Source organism: Nocardia sp. NPDC051756, assembly GCF_040681495.1.
In the GTDB taxonomy this organism is placed as follows: Bacteria; Actinomycetota; Actinomycetes; order Mycobacteriales; family Mycobacteriaceae; genus Nocardia.
Window position 1 is genome coordinate 171094 of record NZ_JBFAYV010000004.1, and the last position, 26549, is coordinate 197642.

Consider the following 26549-nt stretch of genomic DNA (forward strand, 5'->3'; position numbering starts at 1 on the left):
CCGCTCCCAGCCCCAGGCCTCCGTACAACCAATAAATCACTACGCTGGAATCCGACATTTTCTAAATATCGGTGTCTCGCCGAAGATCTGCACTCTTTCTCGGGATGTGCACTGAGAATAGGGCCCTAAAGTCGGTGCCGATCCCGAGTTAGGGTGCGGATTCTGCTGTTTGCGTGCCTAGTTGCCATCTCGATGCGGGCAACCGGATGCGCGTTCAGTGGGAGTGTGGATGTGGTCAGGTGTCGCGGTGCCTCTGGAACAGGGCGCGCCACCGGCCGGTGGGTCGTTTAGGCGGCGACGGGGTGAGGGTGGTGGTCGGCGTGGTCGAGCGCTTCGGTTTCCGGTCGGCCCGCCACTGCTCGACGACTTCCTCGGTATCGACCGGCGCGACCCGGACGTACGGGCCGTGTGGCAGGCGCAACCACTCGACCACGCGCTTGTTGAGTTCGCGTACCGTCTCGCGGACCGCCCGCTCGGAGTTCAGCTCGCGCACGACCTCCGGCAGCCGCTCGATATCCCGGCGCAGCAGTATCGAGGGCGGCAGCAGGGCGTCGCCACTCACGCCTTCTTTCCGCAGATAACCTTGCAGCCACCAGTTCTCGTCATCGCTGCCGCGCGGAATGGGTTTGCCCGCGCCGGGCAGATTCTGGAATTCACCGCGTTCGGTTGCCTCGCGGATCTGCTTGTCGATCCACGATTCGAAGTCCAGGTTGGCTGGTTTGCGCTCGGTCATCGCGTCACCTTCGACGGCGGGTGCAGTGCCACCATGCTACCGAATGTGCCGATTCGCCCCCGAAGTTGTTGTCCGAGAACAGCTCACGACCAGGGCGTGATCGGCGGCTTCACCCACATCAGCTTCTCGTCGGTGTGTTCGCGCTTGGCCGCGGGATGCTCCGGGTTCCGGGCGGCCCAGTCGTCCTTCTCGGCCAGCAGCTCGGCCACCGTCACCCAGGTTTCCTCGGTGCTCGGCGGGTTCGTGTCGGCCGCCCTGGCGAGCTTGCGCCGGGTCGCCGCGGGCATGGCCAGCAGCTCCGGTCCGGTGATGCCGAGGTGCCAGACATAACCGGCCAGGCGCCGGGCCTTCTCGGCGCGGGCCTTGGCCGCCGTGTCGCTGTGCGCGTAATCGGTCATCGCGGAAGTCCAAAGGTCGGTGGTGAACGACCCTAGCCGGACGGCGGGCCGGACGCGACGACGCCTCCCCGCGGGCAGGCGGGGAGGCGTCGGTGGGGGCGTGGCTCAGTACGCGCTGTTGACGTTGTCCATCGAGCCGTAGGTGCGCGCGGCGTAGTTGCAGGCGGCGACGATGTTGGCGACCGGGTCGTAGATGTCCCAGGAGGTGCCCTCGACGTGGTACGAGCGGAACGTCGGGTCGATCACCTGGAGCAGGCCCTTGGACGGGATGCCCGCGGCGGCGTTGGAGTCCCACAGGTTGATCGCGTGCGGGTTACCGGTCGACTCGCGCATGACGTTGCGGTGGATGCCGTCGTAGCTGCCGGGGATGTTGTTGGACTGCATGATGTCGAGGGCCTGGCGGATCCAGCCGTCGAGATTGTCCGGGTAGGCGGGGGCCGGGGCGGGCGTGGGCTCCGGCGCGGGGATCGGCAGCGGCAGCGGCCGCGGCGCGGGCATGGGGGCCGGGGCGGCCACCTCGGCGGCGGGTGCGGCGGCCTGCTGTACCTCGGCCACCATCGCGATGCGGGACGGAACGCTGTCGTCGGCCACCGACACCGCCGAGGAGGCGGCAACGGCCACGACGCCTGCGGCGGCGATGGCGAAAGTTACACCCTCGCGAAGCGTCGAGCGGCGGAGAGAAGAAAAGCGTCTGTCAGGCATGACGAAATCGGTTCCTTTGTCGGGGACTGGTTTCGATCCGGGCGCGCGCAGGCAGCACGGATCCGAGGCGGGCGCGGTGGCGCTCGCCGGTGCGGGCTGATGTGCTGTTGTGGGGTTTTGTTGTGGGGGACGCACAAGTCCCCGGAACGCGACGTTGGTGCGGTGCCGGGGCGCTCAACTGCGAGCCCGGCCGCGATGTCGCGCGGGACTCCGCATCTCGATGCGGAGAAAAACGGCCTCTCGGCGCGTCCATTCGGCGGAGGTTAGGGTTAGCGGGTCCTTTGCCGGATCCGATCCGCCGACCGCGGCGGGCATTGGGCCTGCCATTGCGGTCGTTTTCCGAATGTGGGTGAAAAACTCCTCGGTGGTACCAAACTCCAGGTCGCTTTATGACCTGATCGCAGAATGGTCACACTAGGTGAACGTAAGGTAAACGAATCGTGAATGAACGGTGCTACCGATCTTGGAACACCTCCCACGTCGTTGCCGAACCGTTACCTACGCAGGGAGTTTGCTGCTAAACCGAATGTGCGACACGTCACAGAAGTTTTCGGCTAACAAACCGGACTTCGGTTGTCCGAGCGCGTTGTTGGTCCGGATTGGGGCTCGTGAGACACCGCCGACAACCGCCCGACCAGGCGGTTTGTGACCGAAACGATCCGGGCGGTGCGCGGGACCGAATACAGGGGAGCAGCTAGCCGCCGACGCCCCGCCCGCGGGGAGACAGGGAACTCCCGTTCATGAACTCGAACAGCCTGGTGTGTCGTACCGGCGTCCTCGCCGCCGGAACTGTGATGGCGGTGCTGCCGTCGTTGGGGGTCGCGGCGCTCACGCTCGGCACTTTGGCTGTGGTGGATGTGCCCGACGGGTCCGGGCGGGACGTCGCCGCGCGGCAGTACGCCGTCGTGCCCAGTGCCGCCGGCTCGGGCTTCTGCGAGGGCAAGGGGGAGGGGTACTACGCCGATCCCGAGGACCGGGCGGGCTTCTATCGGTGCCTGCGTTCGGGAACCCAGCACATGGCCACCTATCAATTCCGGTGCGGCGATGAAGGTTGGTACGACGACGAACGTTTGGTCTGCGTAGCGCGAAACCGTCGCTGATTGTTCTGCGGGGCAACCGTTTACGGATGACGGTCGGCGTACTTATCCCGATGCGATGGGTCGCCGTTCGTTTACGGTGACGCTGCCGATCGGGTCGACGTGTCCTAGACGCGTTGTCGGCCAGATGCTTTCGCCGGAACGGATTCCCGTTCGCCGCTCGCCTGGCGAAGCAGCGCGAGGGCTGCTTCGGAAGGGGAGCCGGCGGGGGTCGTGCAGAGGATCAGGACCTGTTCCGGTGAACGGGCGACCGCGAGGGTCTGCTGGGTCACGGTCACCGTGCCGACCACGGGATGGTGCAGTTCGTAGGCGGCGGCGTCGCAGGGGAGCACCCGGTGGTCGCGCCACAGTGCTACGAACTCAGGGCTTTTCATGGTCAGCTCGCCGATCAGTTCGGCGAGCAGCGGGTCGTCCGGGTGCCTGCCGACGGCGATGCGCAGGTTGCCGACCACCGCGCGGGCCTTGGCTTTCCAGTCCTGGTACAGCTCTCGGCAGTGCGGGTCGAGGAAGACGATTCGGCTCATGTTCGGGCGGCGGGCCGAGTCGTCCGGGCTGTGGAAATCCAGGTGGCCGGCCAGCAAAGAATGCCCGAGCCTGTTCCAGGCGAGCACGTCCGTGCGTCGGCCGAGCACAAGTGCGGGGACGCCGTCGACGGCGCGCAGCAGGTCTCGCGTCTCGTCGGCGAGCTGTTCGGGGCGTGGGCGGCGCACCCGGGGTGTGCGACGGGCGGCGTCGGCGAGTCGGTCGAGGTGCGCTCGTTCGTGGTCGTCGAGCAGCAGCGCGCGGGCGATCGCGTCGAGAACCTCGGCGGACGCGCCGCGGGACAGGCCCTGTTCGAGGCGCGTGTAGTACGAGACGCTGACGCCCGCCAACTGGGCCAGTTCCTCGCGCCGAAGCCCGGTCACTCGCCTGCGCGGGCCGACGTCCGGCACGCCGACGTCCGCCGGCCGCAGCCGCGCTCGTCGCGCCTGCAAGAAATCGCCGAGGGGGCCGGGTCCGTCCATCGCTCCAGTATCCGAGCCGCGGCCGATCCCAGCCACACCCTGCCAGGGGTAGGACAAAGCGGGAGTGGTTGGCTCGCATCCGCGCGTCCAGGCTCGTTCACATGGACCAGATCACCCTGGGCGACGTCACCGTCACCCGCATCAGAGAGTTCTACGGCACGGTCGAGATGGGTCCGGACCAGTTCTTCCCGGACAGCCCCGCCGGCTCCTGGGACGAACACCGCGACCTGCTGGCTCCCGACTTCTGGAATCTCGACACCGGCGAGTGCCACTCCGCGCTTCAGACCTGGCTGCTGCGCAGCGAGGGCCGCACGATCCTCGTCGACACCGGCGTCGGCAACCACAAGGACCGCCCCTACGCGCCGGTGTGGAGCCGCCTGGACACCGACTTCCTGGACAATCTCGCCGCCGCCGGCGTGCGCCCCGAGGACGTCGACCTGGTGATCAACACGCACCTGCATATCGACCACGTCGGCTGGAACACTCGCCTCGACGGCCGCACCTGGGTGCCGACCTTCCCGAACGCCACCTACCTGATGCCGTTGCGGGACTTCGACTTCTGGAATCCGGTCAACGAGCACGAGACCGTGTTCGGGCGCGGCAACCAGAACGTCTTCGAGGACAGCGTCACCCCGGTCCACCAGGCCGGACTCACTCACCTGTGGGACGGCTCGTACCAGATCGACAAGAACCTGCGCCTCGATCTCGCGCCCGGCCACACGCCCGGCTCGTCCGTGCTCAACCTGGAATCCGGCACCGACCGCGCCCTGTTCGTCGGTGACCTGCTGCACACCCCGCTGCAAATCGTCGAGCCGGAAACCAACTCCTGCTTCTGCGAGGACCCGGCCGAAGCGCGCGCCACCCGGCACAAGCTGCTCGGTCGCGCCGCCGAGGAGAACGCGCTCGTCTTCCCCGCGCATTTCGGCGGGCAGGGCGCGGTGGAGGTCGCGCGTACCGGGTCGAAATTCGCGATCACGGACTGGGCCGGTTTCTCCCGGATGTCCTGACCGAACTCAGAGGAAGCGTTTCCTATGTCCTTATATACAGAGGTAGTCGAAACTCCCGCCGGTGCTGTGCGCGGGATCCGTGACGAGTCCGGCGAGTTGTATCGTGCCATCCCGTACGCCATGGCTCCCATCGGTGCGCGCCGGTTCGCCGCACCCCGCCCGCATGCGGGGTGGTCCGGCGTGCGGGACGGCACCCAGCCATCACCGACCGCACCCCAACCGGCCCGCGACTTCGGTCGGCTCGACATGATTCCGTACTTCGGACCTGGCTGGGTGCGCGGCGCGGAGTACCTGACCGTTGACGTCCGCACGCCGGCCACCGATGGCCAACGTCCGGTGCTGGTCTTCGTGCACGGTGGCGGATTCGTCACCGGCTCGACCCGCGCCGCTCTCTATGACGGCAGCGCGTTCGCTCGCGACGGCGTCGTCCTCGTGACGGTGAACTATCGCGTCGGCATCCCCGGGTTTCTCGACCTGCCCGGTGCCCCGCCCAACCGCGGGTTGCTCGATGTCCTCGCCGCACTCGGCTGGGTGCGCGAGACGATCGCGGCGTTCGGTGGTGACCCCGACAACGTCACGATCTTCGGTCAATCCGCCGGAGCCACACTCGTCGGAGCACTACTTGCGACGCCTGCGGCCAAGGGCCTGTTCCGTCGGGCGATCATCCAAAGTGGTAACGGGACAGGTGCTTTCACGCCAGAACAGGCGCAGCGGGTGACTGTCGCGGCAGCCGCCGCGCTGGGCATCGAACCGACCACCGGGGCGTTCGCCGCGATTCCGGACGAGCGCTTCCTGGAGATCCTGCCCGCCCTCTCCGGCCTCGACCTGCGCACTGACACCGCTACGGACCCGTTGGTCGGACTGAGCCCGTTCAGCCTGGTCCTACCAACCCAACCCGCCGACAGTCTCGCCGTAGGCCCTGCCCCCGACATCGACCTGCTGATAGGAACCAACACGGAGGAGGGCAACCTCTACGTTGTGCCGCAGGGCAATTTGGAGTCCACTACCGAAGCCGACCTGCTCATCCTCGCCGAACGGCTATCCGCGGAGCCGGAGTCGATGCTCGCCGGGCATCGCGCGGCCCAACCGAACGCAACACCGGGCGAACTCCGCTCCGCGATACTCGGGGAGGCCCTGTTCGGAGCCGGTACTGCACGTCTGGCCAAGGTGCACGCCCAAATCTCGGGCGGCCGCACCCACGCCTACTCGTTCGAGTACCGCTCAACCGCGTTGAACGGAAACCTCGGCGCCACCCACACCACCGAACTCCCCTTCGTCTTCGACGTAGCCGACAAACCCTGGCTACACGGCGAAACCGGCCTCCTCGGCCCCGACCCCGTCCCGCCCGGCCTCGCCACCAGGATGCATGCCGCCTGGGTAGCTTTCGCGACCACCGGAGATCCCGGCTGGCTCCCATACGACCCGCAACACCGCACACCGGAGGTCTTCGGCTAGTGAATTGCGTTGGCGGCCAACGCCGTGACGTCGGCCGCGATTGATTCCGAAAAACTTTTGCGGGCAGCGATGAGTTCTGCGGTGGTGCTCCGTCTAATCCCTTGAACGCGCTACCAACCCAGCGCGACCAACGACAAGGACCACAACAATGACCACCGCAAACCCCACCGCAAACCCCACCGCCAGCTTTGCCACCGCTGCCACCTACCGCCCGGGCAAGGTCCGCAACCGCGTCCTGTGGACCCTGCAAATCGTGCTCGGCCTGTTCTTCATCATCGCCTCCGGCGGCCCCAAACTCCTCATACCGAACACCCTGATGGAAAACGCGCCCGCGAACCTGACCATCCCGTTCGGCCTGCTCATCTTCATCGGCATCGCCGAAGTCGCCGGCGGAATCGGCCTGCTCGTACCCCGCCTCAGCGCCCTCGCCGCCGCAGGACTGTCGGTGCTCACCGTCCTCGCCGCCGCGTCCCAGGCCTTCCTGGCCGGTCAGCCCGCGATGGGAATCTTCCCCCTGGTCCTCGCCGCGATCTTCGCCTGGATCGCCTACGAACGCCGCACCACCCTCACCGACCTGCGTAACTCGTTCTCGCAGTGACACATCCCTGAGCACGACCGGCGACCGGTAACCCACACCGGCCGCCGATTCGTGCGTTCCCGGACCGGTCGCCCGTCGGGTTGGCGGCGACCGATCCAACGGCCATCTGGACCGCGGTGACCCAGCACGGGCCCCGCACCAGATGGCCGTGACCGGCAAACCGTGGGATGAGGGCGAGGCAGCGATTGCACCGGAACCGGTGAAGGCCTCGTGACATGATGAAAGCCCTGGCAATCGAACTACCAGGGCTTTGAAAAGGTGCGCCATCAGGGACTCGAACCCCGAACCCGCTGATTAAGAGTCAGCTGCTCTGCCAATTGAGCTAATGGCGCTTGCTCCGTGTTCCGGTGCGGGACAAACTTTAACAGGCCGAGGCGGCAGAAGTGAAATCGCGCTCTGAGCGGGGACGATGCGCGGTTCGGGCGGGGTGTTAACGCCGAACCGGGCAGTTCGGATCTATCCCGTGTAACACCCCTGTGTCGACGCGGTATTTGCGTTGGTGCGAGCACCTCGCACTGGCAGAATGACCGAACGTGGTCTCGACCGCTCCGCAGGCACGGCGGGTTGAGCTGTAGGGACTTGAAACGGGGTTGAGATGAGCGTTGGTCGAGGTCGGCGTCGGTGGATACGACATATCACCGCACCAGTCGTGGTGTTCGCGGTGGCCGGACTGGTGTTGTCGGGGTGCTCGTCGTCGAAGACGTCGGATACCTCCACGGTCGCGATCGACCGTAACCCGCTGCTCGAGCTGATCAAGCCGAAGCTGTTGTCCCCGATCAAGGACGGCGAGATGGGGGTCTCGCCGGGTGTGCCGCTGGCCTTTCAGGTCGAGGACGGCAGGTTCACGAACGTCACCCTGATGAATGCGCAGGGTCAGCCGGTGGGCGGCGGCAAGCTGGCCGCCGACGGCCGGTCGTGGGAGACCACCGAGGTGCTCGGTTACGGGAAGCCGTATCGGCTCAAGGCCGACGCGATCGGTCTCGGCGGCGCGAATTCGACCGTGTTGAGCTTCACCACTAGCTCCCCGGACAGCCAGACCAAGCCGTATCTGCTGCCCGGCGAGGGCGAGGTGGTCGGGGTCGGCCAGCCGGTCGCGGTGCAGTTCGACGAGACGATTCCGGATCGCAAGGCCGCGCAGGATGCGATCAAAATCACTACCGAACCGGCCGTCGAGGGCGCGTTCTATTGGGTGAACAATCGTGAGGTCCGGTGGCGTCCGGAGAATTTCTGGGCGCCTGGGACCAAGGTCACGATCAATGTGAACGTGTATGGCCGTGATCTCGGCAACGGCCTGTTCGGCCAGGACAACATCCAGTCGTTCTTCACCGTCGGCGACGCGACCATCTTCACCGCCGACGACGACACCAAGCAGGTGACGGTCGAGCAGAACGGTCAGGTCATCCGGACCATGCCGACCTCGATGGGCAAGAACAGCACGCCCACCGACAACGGCATCTACATCGTCAGCGACCGGCTCGAGAAGATCATCATGGACTCCTCGACCTACGGCGTGCCGGTGAACTCGCCGGACGGCTACAAGACGCCGATCGACTTCGCGACCCGAATCTCCTACAGCGGCATCTTCTTCCACTCCGCGCCGTGGTCGGTCGGGCAGCAGGGCTACAGCAACACCAGCCACGGCTGCCTGAACCTGAGCCCCGCGAACGCGCAGTGGGTCTATCAGAACGCCAAGCGCGGCGACATCACCATCATCAAGAACACCGTCGGCGGAACCCTTTCCGGCGTGGACGGTTTGGGCGACTGGAACATCCCGTGGCCGGTGTGGAAGGCGGGTAACGCCGACCCACGTTGAGCCGCAACGCAAAACGGGCCACCAGTGCGAACTGGTGGCCCGTTTGTGTTCGATCAGGGGAGCATGTTGCAGCCCAGATGCGCGTCGCCGATGATGGCCATTGCGCTACCGGTGGCAATGCAGGCCAGCTTGCTGCCGGATCCGGTGCCGACGAGTCCGCCGGCCGACCCGCTGGACGCCGAACCGGAGTCCGGCATGCCAGGCAGCCCGATGCCCGCGGCCGCGGTCCCGGTAGCTCCGGTGAAAAGGGTGGCGCCGAAGAAAGCTGCGATTACCGCGGAACGCATCACGACCTGTGTCTTTCTGGTCAAACCGGGGTGATGCTCCAGCGGCACCGCCCACGCGCCGCAGTCTACGGACGGGGTGGGCGATCCGTCCCGCAATCGGAATAAGGATGTTTCACATTGTGATGTGGCGGTGCGACACCTCGGGCAAATGAAAAAGCCCGGGTCGGAGATTTCTCTCCGACCCGGGCCCCTCAGGGTGACCGACGGGACTCGAACCCGCGACAGCCAGGATCACAACCTGGTGCTCTACCAACTGAACTACGGTCACCATCACCGGTGTGAACACCGGCGCCGTCGATATTAGCGTGTCACCCCTTCGTCTCCCTAATCGGTTTCCGACGCGGCGTTGACCTGGGCCGATTCGGCGGCTGTCGCGGCGCTGCTGATCTCGGCGGCCACCGCGGCGATCTCGGTGGTGGACGGGCCGGGGGCGGCGACGAACGCGGTGCGGCGGTAGTACTCCAGCTCGCGGATGGATTCCTTGATGTCGGCCAGGGCGCGGTGGGCCAGGCCCTTCTCCGGCTGGCCGAAGTAGATGCGCGGGTACCAGCGGCGGCACAGCTCCTTGATCGAGCTGACGTCGATCATCCGGTAGTGCAGGTGGGTGTCCAGCGCGGGCATGTCGCGGGCGATGAAGCCGCGGTCGGTGGCGATCGAGTTACCGGCCAGCGGCACCGTGCCCGGGGTCGGCACGTACTGCTTGATGTAGTCGAGGATCTGCTGCTCGGCCTCGGCCATGGTGACGGTGGAGCGGCGCACCTCCTCGGTGAGCCCGGAGCGCGCGTGCATGTCCACGACTACCTGGGGCATAGCGGCCAGCGCCGCGTCGTCGGCATGGATCACAACGTCCACACCCTCGCCGAGGATGTTGAGATCGCTGTCGGTGACCAGCGCCGCCACCTCGATCAGCTTGTCGCTGTCCAGGCGCAGGCCCGTCATCTCACAATCCATCCACACCACATATTTATCCGACACGGCAGCAACATTAGCTGTGTTGAATATGCAGCGCCTGCGGCGCTGCGTGTTCGCGGCCCCGGGGTGTCGCGCGTCCGAGCGGCCGCGACTAGCGACTTCGTCGCATGCGCTGCGGCCACTCGGACGCGAGACGGGCCGCGAACGGGCAATGCTCTGTCTCGCTTCGCTCGAAATCGGGGGTTGTGCCGCTGCTGTTTGCGTAAGAGGGCAGGTTGCGAGCCTGAGGTGCACAATCGATCTGCGAGAAGTCCACTGTCTCGCAGGGGAGGCAAGCCCACTGGCGACTCTTACGGGGATACAGTTTCTGCAGATCGGCACAGGCGTTTTCGGTACGACAGCAAACACTGCGTAATGCAGTTCGAGTCTGATCAGACGGAGGATCGCAATGGATGCAGGATCGCGAAGCGATTCCGTGGGGGGCGGTGGTCGGGCGGCGGGCGGGCCCACCCCCCAGGAGAAGGCGGCCGCGGCGCGTAAGGCGGCGGAGGAGGCGGCGAAGGTCGCGGCGGAGGCGGCGGCTGCCGCGGAGGCCGCGGAACGTGAGCTGGCCGAGCAGGAGGCGGGCGACAGCGGGAAGGCGAAGCAGAAGGCCGAAAGTGCCGCCGCCAAGGCCGACGAGACCGCCGCTGCCGCCGCCGAGGCCGCGAGCAAGGCGGAGCAGAAGACGGCGGACGCCGGCGAGGGCGCGAAGGCGGGCGCGGGGTCGGCCGCGGCGCAGGAGATCGCCGCCGGGTACGCGTTCGACGGGGTGGCGCTGGAGCTGGGCACCGTCGTGGTCGACGGCGAGGTGGATCCCGCTGCGCGGGTGCGTATTCCGATGCGCACGATGAACCGGCACGGCCTGGTGGCCGGCGCGACCGGCACCGGTAAGACGAAGACGTTGCAGGGCATCGCCGAACAGCTTTCCGCCGCAGGCGTTCCCGTGGTGCTCGCCGACATCAAGGGCGACCTGTCCGGCCTGTCGCAGCCGGGCGCGGCCAACGACAAGCTGAGCGCGCGCGCCGCGGAAACCGGCGCCGAGGACTGGAAGCCGACCGGCTTCCCGACCGAGTTCGTCTCGCTCGGCACCAACGGCATCGGCGTCCCGATCCGCGCGACCATCACCTCGTTCGGCCCGGTGCTGCTCAGTAAGGTGCTGGGGCTCAACGAGACTCAGGAATCCACCCTCGGCCTGATCTTCCACTGGTCGGACAAGAACGGCCTCGCGCTGCTCGACCTCAAGGACCTGCGCGCGGTGATCACGCACCTCACCAGCGCCGAGGGCAAGGAGGACCTGAAGGGCATCGGCGGCGTCTCCGCGGCCACCGCGGGCGTCATCCTGCGCTCGCTGGTGAACCTGGAGGCGGACGGCGGCGACACGTTCTTCGGTGAGCCGGAACTGGATCCGAGCGATCTGGTGCGGGTCGCGGGCGGGCAGGGCGTGATCACGCTGTTCGAGCTGGGCGCGCAGGCGGCCCGGCCGGTGATGTTCTCCACCTTCCTGATGTGGGTGCTGGCGGACCTGTTCCAGACGCTGCCCGAGGTGGGTGACGTGGACAAGCCCAAGCTGGTTTTCATCTTCGACGAGGCGCACCTGCTGTTCGCGGACGCGTCGAAGGCGTTCCTGGACCAGGTGGAGCAGACGGTCAAGCTGATCCGCTCCAAGGGCGTCGGCGTGTTCTTCTGCACCCAACTGCCCACCGATATCCCGAATCAGGTGCTGTCCCAACTGGGTGCGCGCATCCAGCACGCGCTGCGCGCCTTCACCCCGGACGATCAGAAGGCGCTGTCCAAGACGGTGCGCACCTATCCGAAGACCAGCACCTACGACCTGGAGAAGGCGCTCACCTCGCTCGGTACGGGTGAGGCCGTGGTGACTGTGCTGTCGGAGAAGGGCGCGCCGACTCCGGTGGCGTGGACCAGGATTCAGCCGCCGCGGTCGCTGATGGACACGATCGGCGACGACGCCATCAAGTCCCGGGCGCTGTCTAGTTCGTTGCACAGCAAGTACGGCCAGACCATCGATCGCGAGTCGGCCTACGAGATCCTGGCGGCGAAAGTCGCTGCGGCAGACCAGGCTCCGCAGTCGGCGCCGGCGCCCGGGCGCTCGCCGAAGGAAGAGGACACCACTGCCGAGCGCATCATGAAGAACCCGGCGGTCAAGAGCTTCCTGCGTTCCGCGGCCACCGCCGCGGGCCGCGAGATCAGCCGCAGCATCTTCGGCACGCGGAAGCGCTGACAGCCGCACACTTCTCGACTTCCCGCATAGGGAATCGCATGCGATTCCCTATGCGGGACATCAGAAGTTGTGCGGCTGTGGTCTGCCGGGCGCGGTCAGCTCGCGTCGCGGTCGAGCAGGGTGGGCTCGCGGCGGACGAGCTGGGCGTAGTGGCCCTCGCGGACCGCGATGACGCGGGTGCGCGGGGAACCGTGCTGGTAGGCGCCGGTGCAGGGCACGGCCAGCAACTCGCCGGGGCGCAGATCGGCGGGGAGTCGTGCGTCGGTGGCGAGGATGACGTCGCCCGCACGCCCCGCGACGGTCGCGCTCACCAGCGACCCGGTCGCCCGCCGATTCGCCACCACCGCGCCCGCGAAACTACTTGTCCTGGTACGGGTCTCGCTATCGATGACCACCGACACATGCCCACCGTCACTGTGCTTGACCGACAACACCCGGTACAGCGTCACCCCGGCCCGCGCGACGATCCCGCGCCCCGGCTCCAGCGCCACATTCGGCCGCGGGAAATGCTGCCGAGCGCACGCCGCGTCCAGCGCATCCTCGATAATCGCGGACAGCTCAGCGAGATTCATCTCCGCGTCCCCGTTGCGGTAGGCGATCGCGTGCCCGCCGCCGAGATCGAGATCGGTGAGCATCCGGTCGTGGTCGTGCCTGACCTGCGCCATCTCGGCGACCATCCGCCGGATCGCCTCACCGTAGTGATCGGGGTTGTAGATCTGCGACCCGAGGTGGCAGTGGAACCCGATCAGCTCGAGCATCGGCATGTCCAGCACCTGCGCCACGGCCGCGGCGGTGACGTCGCCGAGCGGGAATCCGATCGAATCGGCGGAGTCGCACTCGATACCGGGGCACACCCGCAGCAGCACCCGCTGCGGACGGGTGGCAACGGACGCGAGCAGCTCGATCTCGGCGAGCGAGCCGACCACGATCCGGCCGACCCGCCGAGCCACCGCCGTCGCCAACGTCTCGCGGGATACGCCATTGGCGTGCAAGATGATTCGCCGCGGCTCCACCCCGGCGTCGAGCGCGGCGGTCAGCTCGCCGAACGAGCACACCGCGACCGAGAGCCCCTCCTTGGTGATCCAGTCCGCCACCGCGCCGACCAGCAGAGCCGTTGCCGCGTAAGCGATCTCGGCCTCGGGGAAGGTCTTGCGATACGCGCGGCAGCGCTGCCTGACCTCGCGCTCGTCGAGCACCCGCGCGGCGGTGCCGTACGTTTCGGCGATATCGGTGAGCGCGACGCCACCGACGACGATCCGGCCCTCGGCGTCATACCTGGCCTCGGAGGGCCAGACCGCGGAATCCAGCTGCGCGGCCGTTCCCGGCCGAGTCGGCGAGAAGAAGTCCACAAGCGTCACGGGTGCTCTCCTGATCCGCTCCCCGCTTTCTCCATCTGCGGGGCCTACCAAGAACTACGCCGCTGGATCGGCCACGGGTAGGCCGCTTAGCGCAACGTTGACCACCCCCGACCTGATCTTGACGGATCACTGACACGCCGGGGCCGCGCGGCGCGAATGCCGCGCGGCCCCGTTGGTCAGCTCACCAGCCGATATCGCGGCACATCAGATCCGCGACGGTCTCCCGCCGCACCAACTCCCGGCACTGCCCGTGCCGCACCGCCACGATCGGCGGCCGGCCGACGCTGTTGTAGGACGAGGCCAGACTGTGGTGGTACGCGCCGGTGCACGGCACCGCGAGCACCTCGCCAGGCCGCAGGTCCACCGGCAGCTGCACGTCGGTGGCCAGGATGTCGCCGGCCTCACAGAACCGTCCGGCCACGGTCGCGGTCATGCTGGCGCAGGTCGGGTGCCGGTTCGCCACGACAACGCTGTAGCGCGCGCCGTACAGCGCGACGCGCGGGTTGTCGCTCATCCCGCCGTCCACCGTGACGTAGGTGTGCCCGCCCTCGATGTGCTTGACCGACAGCACCCGATACAGCGTGACTCCCGCGTGCGCGACGATGGCCCGGCCGGGTTCCAGCGCGATCTGCGGGCGCGGGAAGTGCTGGCGCGCGCAGGCCGCGTCGAGGGCGTCCTCGATGATGGCGGCCAGGTCGCCGAGGTTCATCTCGCCGTCGCCGGTGCGGTAGGCGACCGCGTGCCCGCCGCCGAGGTCGAGCTCGGTGAGCACGTGCCCGTGATCTTGGCGGACCCGCGCCATTTCCGCGACCACCCGGCGCACGGCCTCGCCGTAGTAGTCCGGGTCGCTGATCTGCGAGCCGAGGTGGCAGTGGAAGCCGACCAGGTTCAGCTTCGGCTGGCGCAGGATCCGCGCGACCGCCTCCGCGGCGGTGTCGCCGCCGAGCGGGAAGCCGAACTTCTGATCGGTGACCCCGGTGCGCACCGCAGGATGGCCGTGCACGTCGATGCCGGGGGACAGGCGCAGCAGCACCTGCTGTGAGTCGGTGACCAGCGCCGAGAGCAGGGTGATCTCGGCCAGCGAGTCGACCACGATCCGGCCGACCCCGGCCTTGATCGCGGCGGTCAGCTCGTCGAAGGATTTTCCGTTGCCGTGCATGATGATTCGCTGCGGCGGGACGCCGGCGGCCAGCGCGATGGCCAGCTCGCCGGAGGAGCACACGTCCACCGAAAGCCCCTCCTGGGCTACCCAGTGCGCGACCGCGCGGATCATCAAAGCCTTACCCGCGTAGATGATCTCGGCCTCGGGGAACGCCTTGCGGTAGGCCCGGCAGCGCTCCCTGACCTCGCGCTCGTCCAGGACATAGGTCGGAGTGCCGTACTGATCCGCGATATCGGCCAGGGCCACCCCGCCGATCGTGATCCGGCCCGCGTCGTCGTAATGCGTGTCGCGCGGCCATACGGCCGAGTCGAGGCGTGAGGGCATCCCCGACTTCAGCGACGGGAAGATTTCCAGCAGCGTCACGGTGTCTCCTGTGTGCGCCCCCGCTATTCCGTAGGCGGGGCCGCTGTCAGGACTACGCCGGTTTCCTCTTGGGCAAACGTCCAGCTTACGACTGCTTGACGACCGGGACCCCGATCTTGACGGATCCCTGACCCGGCGGTGACGGGCGTCTCTAGCTGCCGAGCTTCTTGTAGAACTTGCCCGCGATCGGCGCGGTGACGGCCCGCGGACCGTACTGGCCCGCCACGCTCATCCCCTTGCTGATCAGGCCGGGCACCACGCGCATCTTGTTGCGGGCGAGCGCGTCGATGGACACCTTCGCGGTGTACTCCGAGGACACCCACATGAAGTCGGGCACCAGCCGGTCGACGATCGAGGCGTCGGACGGATCGGGCACGTCGGTGCGCACCGGGCCGGGCGCGAGCAGCGTGACGTTGACGCCCGAACCCTTCAGCTCGCCGCGCAGCGACTCGGAGAACGTGTTGGCGAACGCCTTGCTGGCCGCGTAGGTCGCGTTGTTCGGAATCGGCATGTTCCCCGCCGCCGACCCGCTGATCAAGATGCCGCCGGCCTGACGAGCGATCATCCCCGGCAGTACCGCAAGCGTAAGGTCGTGCACCGCAACCGCATTCAGCTCCATCTGAGCTCGCTCGTAGCTCGGATCCAGCTCGGCGACCGCCCCGAACGTCGCGATCCCCGCGTTGTTGCACAGAATCGAGATATCCCGCGCCGACAACTCCTCGACCAGCGGCCCGCGCTGCGCCCGATCGGAAAGATCCACCGCCCGCACCTCCGCGGTGATCCCGTGCGCCAACGTCAACCGCTGCGCCAGCTCGGTGAGCACCTCGCCGCGCCGCGCGACCAGGATCAGCGAATAGCCGCGCGCGGCCAGTTCGGCGGCCAGCGCGGTGCCGATGCCGGAGGAGGCGCCGGTGACGACCGCGCGATTCTCGGAAGTGGGGGAGGGCAGGCTCACGCGAGGAGCCTAGCGGGTCAGTCGAGCCGGTCGACGGCGGCGATCTCGGTCGGGTCGGGGGAGCGGACGGGGAGCAGCGCGATCAGGCCGACGGCCAGAACCAGGACGATGCCGATGATGCCGGCGCGGTCGTTGTCGAAGAACCAGACGAACAGGCCGAAGAAGGTGGGGGCGAGGAACGAGACCGCGCGGCCGGTGGTGGTGTAGAGGCCGAAGAGCTGCCCTTCGCGTCCGGGCGGGGCGAGGCGGGCGAGGAAGGAGCGGGCAGCGGATTGGGCGGGCCCGACGAAGACGGTCAGCAGCAGGCCGAAGATCCAGAACATCAGCGGGCCGGAGACCACCAGCAGGGCGAGGCCGCAGACGATCATCGAGACCAGCGAGACCGCGATGACGATCTTCGGGCCGCCGCGGTCGTCGAACCGGCCGGCGACGATCGCGCCGAGCGCGGCAACCACGTTGGCGGCAATGCCGAACAGCAGAACGTCGGAGTCGGCGATGTCGTACACCCGAACCGCAAGCACCGCACCGAAAGTGAACACTCCGGCCAGTCCGTCGCGGAAGACCGCGCTGGCGATCAGGAATCCGGCGGTGCGCCGGTCGGCCACCCAGAGCTCGCGCAGGTCGCGGAACAACACCCGATAGGAGGCGAAGAATCCCGCGTTGGCCGCGCCGGGATCGGCGTCGGTGCGCGGCAATTCGGGCACCGCGAACAACACCGGCAGCGCGAACGCGGCAAACCAGACCGCCGCCACGATGGCGACCAGCCGGATATTGAGCCCGTCGTCGGTCGGTATGCCGAGCAGCCCGCGACTGTCCCCGCTGCCGGAGATGAAACCGAAGTAGCAGATCAGCAGCAGGAAGATGCCGCCGAAATAGCCCATCGCCCAACCGAATCCGGACACCCGCCCGACCGTCGCCGGCGTCGACACCTGACGCAGCATCGCGTTGTAGGGCACGCTGGCCAGCTCGAAGAACGCCGAACCGAACCCGAGCAGCAACAGCCCGAGCCACAGATAGTGGTAGTCGTCGTGCACGAAGAACATCAGCGTCATCGACGCGATGCAGAGCCCGGTCAGAACCGCAAGGGAGCGTTTACGTTTCGCGGACGCGTCGAACCGCTGCCCGCTGACCGGCGCGGTCACCGCGACCACCAGTCCCGCGAGCCCGAGCGCCCAGCCGAGCCAGGCGCTCGGCGACACCCCGCCGGGTAGATCGTCGCCGACCTTGTCGGTCAGATACACGGAGAACACGAAGGTCAGGATCACCGCGTTGAACGCCGAGGATCCCCAGTCCCAGAACCCCCACGCCACCACTTGCCCGCGCCCGGCGGCCTGCCCGACGGTCGCCCGCGCGTCCACCTCACCCATGCCGCGCAGCCTAGTGTGATTTCCCTCGCGGAACGGGCCCAACACCGACACCGAACTCGGGGTATGCACTCAGTTGCATAGTACTGGCTGTCACGGCTACTCTTGCCGCATGGCCCTCGAGCACGCGTTGCTGGTTTCGCTGACCGAGCGGGCCGGCTCGGGGTACGAGCTGGCCCGCCGCTTCGACAAGTCCATCGGGTACTTCTGGAGCGCGACGCATCAGCAGATCTATCGCGTGCTCAAGCGCATGGAGGAATCCGGCTGGCTGAACAGCGAGACGGTGACGCAGGCGGGCCGGCCGGACAAGAAGGTGTACGCGGTGAGCGCGGCGGGTCGCGCCGAGCTGGCCCGCTGGATCGCCGAACCATCCGACACCGGCACCCCGCGCAACGAGCTCGCGGTCAAGATCCGCGCCGCCGCGTATGGCGATATCGGCGCGCTGCGCACCGAGGTCGCCCGGCATCGCGACGAGCACGCCCAGCGCCTCGAGGTCTATCGCCTCATCGAGAAACGCGACTTTCCGGCACCGGATCAGCTCTCCGGTACGGCTCTGCACCAGTACCTCGTCCTGCGCGCGGGCGTCCGCGTGGAGGCGGGGTTCGTCGAATGGTGCGACGAAGTCCTGCACGCCCTGCACCCGCCCGCGACAGCCCCGCGCGCGGATTGACCTCATGGAGAAAGGTGAGACTCGCCGATGAGTTCCTACCCTCATTTATTCGAGCCTCTTGATCTCGGCTTCACCACCCTGCGCAATCGCGTGGTGATGGGGTCGATGCACACCGGCCTGGAAGATCGAGCCTGGGATACCAACAGGCTGGCCGCCTATTTCGCCGAACGCGCCCGCGGCGGTGTGGGTCTCATCATCACCGGCGGTTACGCGCCCAACCGCACCGGCTGGCTGCTGCCCTTCGGCGCCAAGCTGACCAACAAGTCCGAGGCCTACCGGCACCGGGCGATCACCAAGGCGGTGCACAAGGAGGGCGGCAAGATCGCCATCCAGATCCTGCACGCAGGCCGCTATTCCTACATGCCCGGCAGCGTGTCCGCGTCCTCGATCAAGGCGCCGATCAACCCGTTCCGGCCGCGCAAGCTCTCGGCCAAGGGCGTCGAGCAGACCATCGACGACTACGCGCGTTGCGCGAAGCTCGCCCAGTTCGCCGGCTACGACGGTTGCGAAATCATGGGCGGTGAGGGCTATTTCATCAACCAGTTCCTCGCGCCGCGGACCAACAAGCGCACCGACAAGTGGGGCGGCTCGCCGGAGAACCGCCGCCGCATCGCGGTGGAGATCGTGCGCCGCACCCGCGCCGCGGTCGGCCCGGATTTCATCATCGTGTTCCGGCTGTCCATGGCCGAGCTGGTGGAGAAGGGCCAGACGTTCGACGAGATCGTCGCGCTGGCAAAGGAACTCGAAGCCGCGGGCGCGAACATCCTGAACACCGACATCGGCTGGCACGAGGCGCGCGTCCCGACCATCGTGACCTCGGTGCCGCGGGCCGCCTTCGTCGAGTTCACCGCGAAGATCACCCAGCAGGTGAGCATCCCGGTCTGCGCGTCCAACCGGATCAACATGCCGGAGATCGCCGAGGAGATCCTGACTCGCGGTGACGCGCAACTGGTTTCGCTGGCCCGCCCGTTCCTCACCGACCCCGAATGGGTCAACAAGGCCAAGCAGGACCGGGTCGACGAGATCAACACCTGCATTGCCTGCAACCAGGCCTGCCTGGACCACGCCTTCGTGCACAAGACCGTGTCCTGCCTGCTGAACCCGCGCGCGGGGCACGAGACCGAGCTGAAGCTGCTGCCCACCCGGCGGACCAAGCGCGTCGCGGTCGTCGGCGCGGGCCCGGCCGGGTTGTCCGCCGCGGTGAACCTGGCCGAGCGCGGCCATCACGTCGACCTGTTCGAGGCCGACGACAAGATCGGCGGCCAGTTCGACATCGCCCGCCGCATCCCGGGCAAGGAAGAGTTCAACGAGTCGATCCGGTATTACCGGCGCAAGCTCGAAATCACCGGCGTCACGGTGCATTTGAACAAGCGGGTGAGCGCCGCCGAACTCATCGCCGGCCGCTACGACGAGGTGGTGCTGGCCACCGGCGTCAAGCCGCGCATCCCGAACATCCCCGGCATCGACCACCCGATGGTGCTGTCCTACGCCGAGCTGGTTCGCGAGGAGCGGCCGGTCGGCAAGCGGGTCGCGGTGATCGGCGCGGGCGGCATCGGCTACGACGTGAGCGAATTCCTCACCGTCGAGGGCCATCCCACGCTGAAGCTCGACGAGTGGAAGGAAGAGTGGGGCGTCGACGCCGACGACGAGCAGGTGCGCGGCCAGCTGACCAAGCCGAAGCCGTCGCCCGCCGCCCGCGAAGTCGTTCTACTGCAACGCAAGTCGACCCCGTTCGGCAAGGATCTCGGCAAGACCACCGGCTGGGTGCACCGGGCCGCGCTGAAGGCCAAGGGCGTCGACCACATCGGCGGCGTCAACTACGAGCGCATCGACGACAGCGGCCTGCACATCAGCTTCGGCGAGAAACGTCAACGCCCGCAACTGATCCCGGTCGACAACGTGATCATCTGCGCGGGCCAGGAATCCGTCCGCGACCTGGAGGACGAGCTGCGCGCCGCGGGCGTCAACCTCTACCTCATCGGCGGCGCCGAACTCGCGTCCGAGCTGGACGCCAAGCGCGCCATCGATCAGGGCACCCGCCTGGCCGCACGCCTCTGAAAATAGGCTCGGTGTCGTTGCCGGGCAACGACACCGAGTACTCGGACCATCTCGTGCGGGTGGTTACATCTGGCTGTAATCCTGGCTGACCCAGCGGTCGGGGCGCACGGTGAACAGCACGGACGCGGTGCCGTCCATGCGATCGACGAAGGCGCGGCCCTCCTCGGGTCCGAGGTAGCGCACGGCGATCGCCTCGCGTGCCTCCCTGGGGGAGGGGGTGGCGGCGTCGATGACGGTGCCCTCGACGATGACGTACTGGTACGGCAACTCTTCGCGCTGGACCGTGATGGTGACCGCGCCGGCCTCCTGAACGAGCCGGGCCTTGCGGCGCCCGGCGCCCGTATTGATCCTGATGTCGCCGCCGGGCGTGTAGTCGTACCAGATCGGGACGGCCGCGGGCGGACGCCCATCGGTCGCCGCGACCGACAGCACCGCAATGTGCTTGCCCGCGAGGAATTCCTGACGTTCGATCTCCGTGAACGGTCTCGGCATGCGTGGTGGAACGTCCCGGTCGGCGGTGTTATTCCGCGCACATCGCGGCGGGCAGGTCGGCCGCGAGCGGGGCACGTACCCGCTCGATGAAGTGACTGACGGTTATCAAGCTAATGGACTATTGCGTCGGCGTGGAGGCAGGTCTCAGCGCGCAGTCACGCCCCATTCGAGTCGCTCGGCGAGTTCGTCAATACCCCTGAATGAACTGGTTTTTGGTGTCGCTACGCAGGTAGAAGCAGTGCAATGAGAGAGATGTAACCTCAGTTTCTCAAACCGGAGACGGCGCGCCCATCGCGGAGTTAAGTTAATGACTATTCCTCCACTGAAAGGCGCGATCCGGCGCTTACTCGCCGTCACTGCGCCGACCCGGTGGTGTCAGGCTCAGCGAGGAGTAGCGACATGGACGGATTCAGCAGGCGCAACGCGTTGAAGGCCGGCGGAGCATTAGGCGCGTTCGGCGCCCTGGCGATGGCCGCGCCGGTCCGGGCGGAGCCGTGGAGCTGGTCACCGGACGGCTCGGTAGCGGGCAGCGGGTCCGGAGTAGACCCGCTGACCGTGTGGGACGCCGAGGCGGATCCGCTTGTCGCCGGCCTGATCGACCGCGGCGAGGTGCCCAGGGTGAACGACCTCCTGCGCACGTGGACCAGAAACGGCCAGCCCCTGCCGGCCGGATTGCCCACGGAGCTAAGGGATTTCATGGAATACGCCCGCCAGCTCCCGCAGTGGACCGACCAGGGCAAACTCCGCACCGCCGTCGAGTTCAACAAGAAGCGCGGCCTCTACCTCGGCGTCCTCTACGGCTTGGCCAGCGGCATGATGAGCACCGTCATCCCGAAGGAGGCCAGGGCGGTCTACTACTCCAAGGGCGGCCAGGACCTCAAGGATCGCATCTCCAAAACCGCGAAACTCGGCTACGACATCGGCACCGCGAATGCCTATGCCCCGGACGGCGAAATGGTCGTGACCTGTGTCAAGACCAGACTGGTGCACGCCGCCGTGCGCCACCTGCTGCCGCAGTCGCCGCACTGGGTGAACTCCGCCGCCGAGGATATCCCGATCAGCCAGAACGACATCATGGTCACCTGGCACAGCCTGCCCACCACCGTGATGAAGCAGCTGACCGCCTGGCGGGTACCCATCCCGGTCGGCGAATCCGACGCCTTCCTGCATTCCTGGCAGGTCTGCGCGCACATGCTCGGCGTCCGCGACGAATACATCCCCAACTCCTGGTCCGAGGCCAACGCCCAAGCCGCGCAGGTCCTCGACCCGATCCTGGCACCGACACCCGAAGGCGTGGCCCTGGCCGATCGGCTGTTGCGGCTGGGCGTGAACCTCGATCTCGCCGTGCTGAGCAAGCCGGTCCTGGGCGCGTTCACCCGTTTCCTGCTCGGCGACAAGATCGCCGACGGGCTGGCCATCCCGCGCGAACCGGTCTGGGATCCGCTGCTCAGGGTCAGCTGGGGACCGTTCATCGCGGTCCGCGAGGGCCTGCTCCCGGTCGTCCCGCTGGCCCCGGAGGCGTACTGGCTCTTCGACGAGTTCCTCCGCCAGGCGGCCCTGATCTACCTGGCCGAGCTGCGCCTGCCGATCAGCATAGAGTTGCCGCAGATGAACCGGGACATGAGTCAACCGCCGCGCTGAGCGAAAAAGTTGGGCGGCGGACCAAACCGCCGCCCGGGGCAACGCGAATCTCCTTGCAATGCCGAGCCGGGACGTCGGCCCATACCGCGGCGTCCTGGCCGGCAGTGGCGACAGGCGCCGACTGCGAGGAGAGGTTCTGGTGACTTTGAGACAACGGCGATCGACACGCAAAACAACGCTGAGCTGGGTACTTGCCGGGGTGCTCGCCACCGCCGGCCTGGTCGGCGCGGCGGGTACCGCGAACGCGGCGCCCGGCGTCGTCTCGGTGCAGGACGTGAACGACCGGCAGCAGGTGGTCCAGGTCTTCTCGCCCGCGATGAACCGGCCGATCCCGGTGCAGATCATCCGCGCCGCGAACCGCGGGACGCCACGGCCGACGCTGTATCTGCTCAACGGCTCCGGCGGCGGCCCGAACGAGAGCGGCTGGGACGTGCAGACCGACGCCGTGAGCTTCCTGAGCGGCAAGGATGTCAACGTCGTCACCCCGTTCGGCGGCGCCAACTCCTACTACACCGACTGGCTCCGGCCCGACGCCGTCCTCGGCTTCAACCGGTGGCAGACGTTCCTCAACGACGAGTTGCCGCCGGTGATCGAGGAGTTCCTGGGCGCCAACGGAACTCGCGCGCTGGCGGGTGTCTCGATGAGCGGCACCTCGGTGCTGAACCTGGCCATCGCCAAGCCCGGTTTCTGGAACAGCGTGGCCTCCTACAGCGGTTGCGCGCAGACCTCGGACCCGGTCGGCCACGAGTTCGTCCGGCTCACGGTGGAGAACTGGGGCGGCGGGCAAAGCGTGGAGAACATGTGGGGCCCGGCCAACGGACCGCTGTGGCGGGAGAACGATCCGCTGGTCAACGCGGAACGGTTGCGCGGCACCGCGGTCTATCTGAGTTCGGGCAGCGGCATCGCGGCCGCCCCGCACGACACCCCGTTCGACAAGCGGGTGCAGGAGGGCCGGATTCCGCTGCCGGTGCAGATCGCCTTCGGCGGTCCGATCGAAGCGGCCATCCACTACTGCACGGTGAACCTGACAAATCGGTTGCACGAGTTGAACATTCCGGTGACCTTCGACGATCGTCCGGTGGGCACTCACTCGTGGGGTTACTGGGAGGACGACCTGCGCACCTCGTGGCCGTTCCTGGCGCAGTCGGTCGGTATCGGCTGAGGCGGCTCAACCACGCAACTGCGCGTTGAGCCGGGCGGCCTGCCGGGTGAGGTGGTCGCGTTCGGGCAGGCTGCTCGCCGCCTGGGCGGCCTCGGCGTAGCGCTGGGCCGCCGTCGCCGGGTCGCCTGCACGCTCGTGCAGGTACGCCTCGACGGCGGCATAGCGGGGCAGCGTGGGGTCGAGCCCGGCCAGGGCGGCCAGGCCGGCCCGCGCGCCATCGGCCTCACCGACCGCGACGGCCCGATTGAGCCGGGCCACCGGGCTTTCGGTGATCCGCACCAGTTCGTCGTACCACTCGACGATCTGCACCCAGTCGGTCTCCGCGGCCTGCTGCGCGTCGGCGTGCAGCGCGGCGATCGCGGCCTGCGCCTGGAACTCGCCGAGTCGGTCGCGGGCGAGGGCGGCCTGGAGGATGTCGACGCCCTCGGCGATCATGCGCGTGTCCCACAGGCTGCGGTCCTGCTCGGCCAGCGGCACGAGGCTGCCGTCGGCGCGGGTCCGGGCCGAACGCCGGGCATGGTGCAGCAGCATCAGCGCGAGCAGGCCCGCGACCTCTTCGTGGTCGGTCATGGCTGCCACCTGGCGGGTGAGCCGGATCGCCTCGGCGGCAAGGTCGATGTCGCCGGAGTAGCCCTCGTTGAAGACCAGGTAGAGCACGCGCAGCACGGTGGCGACGTCACCGGTCTGGTCGAACCGGACGCTCGACACGGTCCGCTTGGCCCGGCTGATCCGCTGCGCCATGGTTGCCTCGGGCACCAGGTAGGCCTGCGCGATCTGCTTGGTGGTGAGGCCGCCGACCGCGCGCAGGGTCAGCGCGACCGCCGAGGCCGGCGTCAACGATGGGTGCGCGCACAGGAAATAGAGCTGCAACGTGTCGTCGGCGTGCTCGGTCGGTCCCGGGGCCGGCTCGGCCTCGAGCCGCTGTTCCCGATCCCGGCGGGCCGCCTCGGACCGGTGCGCGTCGAGGAACTTGCGCCAGGCGACCGTGACCAGCCAGCCCTTCGGGTCGGCCGGTTGCTGGTCCGGCCAGCTCAGCGCGGCCTGGATGAGCGCCTCCTGCACGGCGTCCTCGGCGGTCGCGAAGTCGACTCCGCGATGCACGAGCACGCCGATCACCGCGGGCGTCAGCTCCCGCAGCAGCAGTTCGTCGATCACTCGGTGACCGTCGCCGCCGCGCCGAGGAACGGGCGCACCTCGAGCCACTCGTGGATCGGCTTGCCGCCCGCACCCGGCGCCGCGGACAACTCGGCGGCCACCTCCAACGCCCGCTCGTAGGTGTCGACGTCGATCACCATCCAGCCGGCGATCAGGTCCTTGGTCTCCGCGAACGGGCCGTCGGTGACCGGCGGCTTGCCCTCGCCGTCGTAGCGGACGAAGGCGCCCTTCGGCGACAGCTCCTGGCTTTCGACGAATTCGCCGGTGGTCTCGAGCCGCGCGCCGAGTTCCTGCATGTACCGCACGTGCGCCCACACCTCGTCCGGCGTCCACTGATCCATCGGCACGTCGTTGCCCGGTGCCGGGGCGCCGCGGTAGTGCTTGAGCAGCAGGTACTTGGCCATCATGTTCTCCTTGTACGGTTCGGGCCGTTGTGGCCGTTTCTACTATGCGACGCAGCGGCGCTCAAGCGTGCTGCCGCGCTTCGCGCAGATGAAACAACTCCTCGACCGCGCTCGGCAGCGTCGACTCGAAGTCGATCAGCTTCGCCCAGGTCGGGGTCACGACGATCCGAACCATCCCGTCGTAGAGCGAACGCACCTCCGCCTCCCAGTGCACCCGCTGCTCGGCGGTCATCTCGTAGGTGGTGTTCATTTCGAGATACTCGTCCGGGATGCCGTCGACGTAGTCCAGCTCGGCCCGGCCGCGGATGAGCAGGATCTTGGGCGGATGCACCTCGGTGTCGATGGTCAGTGCGACCATCGGATGCACCCGCAGCGCGTGCAGTTTCGGGGCGTTCGTCGACGTGCACATGACGATCTGCGACCCGTTCCAGCTGAACCCGATCGGGATGTTGCGGGGCGTGCCGTCCTTGGCGACGTAGGCCAGCCGGGTCAGGTCGCGGGCCAGCAGTTCCTGGCTGAGCGGCTGGTTCAGCACCTCGGCGATCTCGTTGCGGTCCATGGCGATTCTCCTTCGTCCGCGCGGCCCCTCGTGGCCGCTGATACTCCTGGGACGGAGCCGGAATCGCGTTCTCGACACGCGTGGCGAACTTTTTCCGGAAGATCGGCAATCACTTGTTCGACAGGGCCTCGGTGGCCGCGCCGTGATAGAAGTACGTGCCCAGACCGACGGTGAACACCAGGATTCCGTAGATCGAATGCTCGACCGACGCGGTGAACAGCGACTGCGTCTGCTGATACCGGACCGCGAAGATCGCGCCGCCGAGCCCGCTCAGCACCACCGAGATCCAACTGCCGAACACGATGTGCACGTAGGCGAAGGCCGCCGCACTGGCGACGACGATCCCGGTGCCGTCACCGAAGGCCGGCGCATACCGGTGGAACAGGAACGACCGGAAGATCAACTCCTGCGGATACACGCTCAGCGCCGGATACAGCACCAGCACCGCCAGCCAGATAGCCGGATTGTTGCGCGGCAGGTCGAAAAGGCTCTTGCGCCGGAGCAGCGCCACCGCGGCGGTCAGCGCGAGCGCACTCGATCCCGCCAGCGTCGCGATCGACCGCGTCTGACCGGGCAACGCCTGCGCCCGCCACAGCGCCGCCCGATCGAAATCCGGCGATCGCCGCAGATAACTCGTCGCGAGCGCGGCCGACGCCACCAGCGCCGGAATCGGACTGGTGCCCCGCAGATACCGGTTGTAAACCGTTGCGCCACCAAAGAACAACGCCGCGTACTCCGCGGTCAAATACCCCCGCCGCCACCGCCGAATCCGCACCACCCCACCCTAATGCCGCCAACGGCCCGCCGCCCGGCGACCGCCTGCCACATCGCGCGAGGTGACCTCGTCCGATTTCCGCCAGCGTCGCGGTCGGATCTTTGTAGCGTCGAGCGGGTGACTCAGGACAACAAGGCCATCGTG

Annotated in this window: 25 protein-coding genes and 2 tRNA genes; 10 read left to right on the forward strand and 17 right to left on the reverse strand. The window is 67.7% G+C overall.

Annotated features, from left to right (window positions below; all coding sequences use genetic code 11):
- Positions 1–235: 235 nt before the first annotated feature.
- From AB0M22_RS17750 to AB0M22_RS17760, 3 genes are all read right to left on the reverse strand, one after another.
- The gene (locus tag AB0M22_RS17750; protein ID WP_364727457.1) at positions 236–733 is read right to left on the reverse strand and encodes a DUF1992 domain-containing protein; all 498 of its coding nucleotides are present in this window, start codon (positions 731–733) and stop codon (positions 236–238) included.
- An 83-nt stretch (positions 734–816) separates the two neighbouring features.
- Entirely contained in the window at positions 817–1131 is a 315-nt protein-coding gene (locus AB0M22_RS17755) for a hypothetical protein (protein WP_364727459.1), read from the reverse strand.
- 105 nt (positions 1132–1236) lie between these two features.
- Complete coding sequence (locus tag AB0M22_RS17760) at positions 1237–1833, reverse strand: transglycosylase SLT domain-containing protein (RefSeq protein ID WP_364727461.1); 597 nt, start codon at positions 1831–1833, stop codon at positions 1237–1239.
- A gap of 740 nt (positions 1834–2573) precedes the next feature.
- Between AB0M22_RS17760 and AB0M22_RS17765 the strand changes: the two genes are divergently transcribed.
- Positions 2574–2933 (forward strand): chitin binding peritrophin-A domain-containing protein, encoded by a 360-nt coding sequence (locus tag AB0M22_RS17765; protein WP_364727464.1) that lies wholly within the window; start codon positions 2574–2576, stop codon positions 2931–2933.
- Between the two features lie 104 nt (positions 2934–3037).
- Here the strand turns inward: AB0M22_RS17765 and AB0M22_RS17770 are convergent, their stop codons facing one another.
- Positions 3038–3934: a helix-turn-helix transcriptional regulator gene (locus tag AB0M22_RS17770; RefSeq protein ID WP_364727467.1), complete on the reverse strand. Its 897-nt coding sequence runs from the start codon at positions 3932–3934 to the stop codon at positions 3038–3040.
- 101 nt (positions 3935–4035) lie between these two features.
- Between AB0M22_RS17770 and AB0M22_RS17775 the strand changes: the two genes are divergently transcribed.
- The 3 genes from AB0M22_RS17775 (at position 4036) to AB0M22_RS17785 (ending at position 6994) form a co-directional block, all read left to right on the forward strand.
- Positions 4036–4941 carry an MBL fold metallo-hydrolase gene (locus AB0M22_RS17775; protein WP_364727469.1) on the forward strand — a complete coding sequence of 302 codons (906 nt, stop codon included), beginning with the start codon at positions 4036–4038 and terminating at the stop codon, positions 4939–4941.
- 24 nt (positions 4942–4965) lie between these two features.
- Positions 4966–6396, forward strand: a complete 1431-nt coding sequence (locus tag AB0M22_RS17780; RefSeq protein ID WP_364727472.1) for a carboxylesterase family protein — start codon at positions 4966–4968, stop codon at positions 6394–6396.
- Between the two features lie 148 nt (positions 6397–6544).
- A complete protein-coding gene (locus tag AB0M22_RS17785) occupies positions 6545–6994 on the forward strand; it encodes a DoxX family protein (protein ID WP_364727474.1) in 450 nt (149 codons plus the stop codon).
- A 259-nt stretch (positions 6995–7253) separates the two neighbouring features.
- On the opposite strand, the gene AB0M22_RS17790 is transcribed toward AB0M22_RS17785, so the two are convergent.
- Positions 7254–7326, reverse strand: a tRNA-Lys gene (locus AB0M22_RS17790).
- A gap of 263 nt (positions 7327–7589) precedes the next feature.
- On the opposite strand from AB0M22_RS17790, the gene AB0M22_RS17795 reads away from it, so the two are divergent.
- Positions 7590–8807 carry an Ig-like domain-containing protein gene (locus tag AB0M22_RS17795; RefSeq protein ID WP_364727477.1) on the forward strand — a complete coding sequence of 406 codons (1218 nt, stop codon included), beginning with the start codon at positions 7590–7592 and terminating at the stop codon, positions 8805–8807.
- 53 nt (positions 8808–8860) lie between these two features.
- Here AB0M22_RS17795 and AB0M22_RS17800 read toward each other — a convergent pair whose 3' ends face one another.
- From AB0M22_RS17800 to orn, 3 genes are all read right to left on the reverse strand, one after another.
- Entirely contained in the window at positions 8861–9094 is a 234-nt protein-coding gene (locus tag AB0M22_RS17800; RefSeq protein ID WP_364727480.1) for a hypothetical protein, read from the reverse strand.
- 195 nt (positions 9095–9289) lie between these two features.
- A tRNA-His gene (locus AB0M22_RS17805) sits at positions 9290–9362 on the reverse strand.
- A 56-nt stretch (positions 9363–9418) separates the two neighbouring features.
- Complete coding sequence (gene orn, locus AB0M22_RS17810; RefSeq protein ID WP_364727483.1) at positions 9419–10069, reverse strand: oligoribonuclease; 651 nt, start codon at positions 10067–10069, stop codon at positions 9419–9421.
- 412 nt (positions 10070–10481) lie between these two features.
- Between orn and AB0M22_RS17815 the strand changes: the two genes are divergently transcribed.
- Positions 10482–12287 carry a helicase HerA-like domain-containing protein gene (locus tag AB0M22_RS17815; protein ID WP_364727486.1) on the forward strand — a complete coding sequence of 602 codons (1806 nt, stop codon included), beginning with the start codon at positions 10482–10484 and terminating at the stop codon, positions 12285–12287.
- A gap of 95 nt (positions 12288–12382) precedes the next feature.
- Here the strand turns inward: AB0M22_RS17815 and AB0M22_RS17820 are convergent, their stop codons facing one another.
- The 4 genes from AB0M22_RS17820 to AB0M22_RS17835 form a co-directional block, all read right to left on the reverse strand.
- On the reverse strand, positions 12383–13645 hold the full coding sequence (locus AB0M22_RS17820) for an alanine racemase (protein ID WP_364727489.1): 1263 nt from the start codon (positions 13643–13645) through the stop codon (positions 12383–12385).
- A gap of 181 nt (positions 13646–13826) precedes the next feature.
- Complete coding sequence (gene lysA, locus AB0M22_RS17825; RefSeq protein WP_364727491.1) at positions 13827–15170, reverse strand: diaminopimelate decarboxylase; 1344 nt, start codon at positions 15168–15170, stop codon at positions 13827–13829.
- Positions 15171–15321: 151 nt separating this feature from the next.
- The gene (cmrA, locus tag AB0M22_RS17830) at positions 15322–16125 is read right to left on the reverse strand and encodes a mycolate reductase (RefSeq protein ID WP_364727494.1); all 804 of its coding nucleotides are present in this window, start codon (positions 16123–16125) and stop codon (positions 15322–15324) included.
- Positions 16126–16142: 17 nt separating this feature from the next.
- On the reverse strand, positions 16143–17492 hold the full coding sequence (locus AB0M22_RS17835; protein ID WP_364727496.1) for an MFS transporter: 1350 nt from the start codon (positions 17490–17492) through the stop codon (positions 16143–16145).
- A gap of 109 nt (positions 17493–17601) precedes the next feature.
- Between AB0M22_RS17835 and AB0M22_RS17840 the strand changes: the two genes are divergently transcribed.
- On the forward strand, positions 17602–18159 hold the full coding sequence (locus tag AB0M22_RS17840; RefSeq protein WP_364727498.1) for a PadR family transcriptional regulator: 558 nt from the start codon (positions 17602–17604) through the stop codon (positions 18157–18159).
- A 27-nt stretch (positions 18160–18186) separates the two neighbouring features.
- A complete protein-coding gene (locus tag AB0M22_RS17845) occupies positions 18187–20217 on the forward strand; it encodes an NADPH-dependent 2,4-dienoyl-CoA reductase (protein WP_364727500.1) in 2031 nt (676 codons plus the stop codon).
- A gap of 63 nt (positions 20218–20280) precedes the next feature.
- Here AB0M22_RS17845 and AB0M22_RS17850 read toward each other — a convergent pair whose 3' ends face one another.
- Positions 20281–20709, reverse strand: coding sequence for a pyridoxamine 5'-phosphate oxidase family protein (locus AB0M22_RS17850; protein WP_364727502.1), 429 nt, complete (start codon positions 20707–20709; stop codon positions 20281–20283).
- Positions 20710–21108: 399 nt separating this feature from the next.
- Here AB0M22_RS17850 and AB0M22_RS17855 point away from each other — a divergent pair, with 399 nt between their 5' ends.
- On the forward strand, positions 21109–22350 hold the full coding sequence (locus tag AB0M22_RS17855; RefSeq protein ID WP_364727505.1) for an oxygenase MpaB family protein: 1242 nt from the start codon (positions 21109–21111) through the stop codon (positions 22348–22350).
- 139 nt (positions 22351–22489) lie between these two features.
- The gene (locus tag AB0M22_RS17860) at positions 22490–23512 is read left to right on the forward strand and encodes an alpha/beta hydrolase family protein (RefSeq protein WP_364727507.1); all 1023 of its coding nucleotides are present in this window, start codon (positions 22490–22492) and stop codon (positions 23510–23512) included.
- 6 nt (positions 23513–23518) lie between these two features.
- Here the strand turns inward: AB0M22_RS17860 and AB0M22_RS17865 are convergent, their stop codons facing one another.
- From AB0M22_RS17865 to AB0M22_RS17880, 4 genes are all read right to left on the reverse strand, one after another.
- Positions 23519–24664: a sigma-70 family RNA polymerase sigma factor gene (locus AB0M22_RS17865; protein ID WP_364729777.1), complete on the reverse strand. Its 1146-nt coding sequence runs from the start codon at positions 24662–24664 to the stop codon at positions 23519–23521.
- Entirely contained in the window at positions 24664–25071 is a 408-nt protein-coding gene (locus tag AB0M22_RS17870) for a YciI family protein (RefSeq protein WP_364727510.1), read from the reverse strand. The genes AB0M22_RS17865 and AB0M22_RS17870 overlap by 1 nt, the downstream gene beginning before the upstream one ends.
- A gap of 61 nt (positions 25072–25132) precedes the next feature.
- A complete protein-coding gene (locus AB0M22_RS17875) occupies positions 25133–25630 on the reverse strand; it encodes a pyridoxamine 5'-phosphate oxidase family protein (protein ID WP_364727513.1) in 498 nt (165 codons plus the stop codon).
- Positions 25631–25739: 109 nt separating this feature from the next.
- A complete protein-coding gene (locus tag AB0M22_RS17880) occupies positions 25740–26405 on the reverse strand; it encodes a CPBP family intramembrane glutamic endopeptidase (protein ID WP_364727516.1) in 666 nt (221 codons plus the stop codon).
- Positions 26406–26549 lie beyond the last annotated feature (144 nt).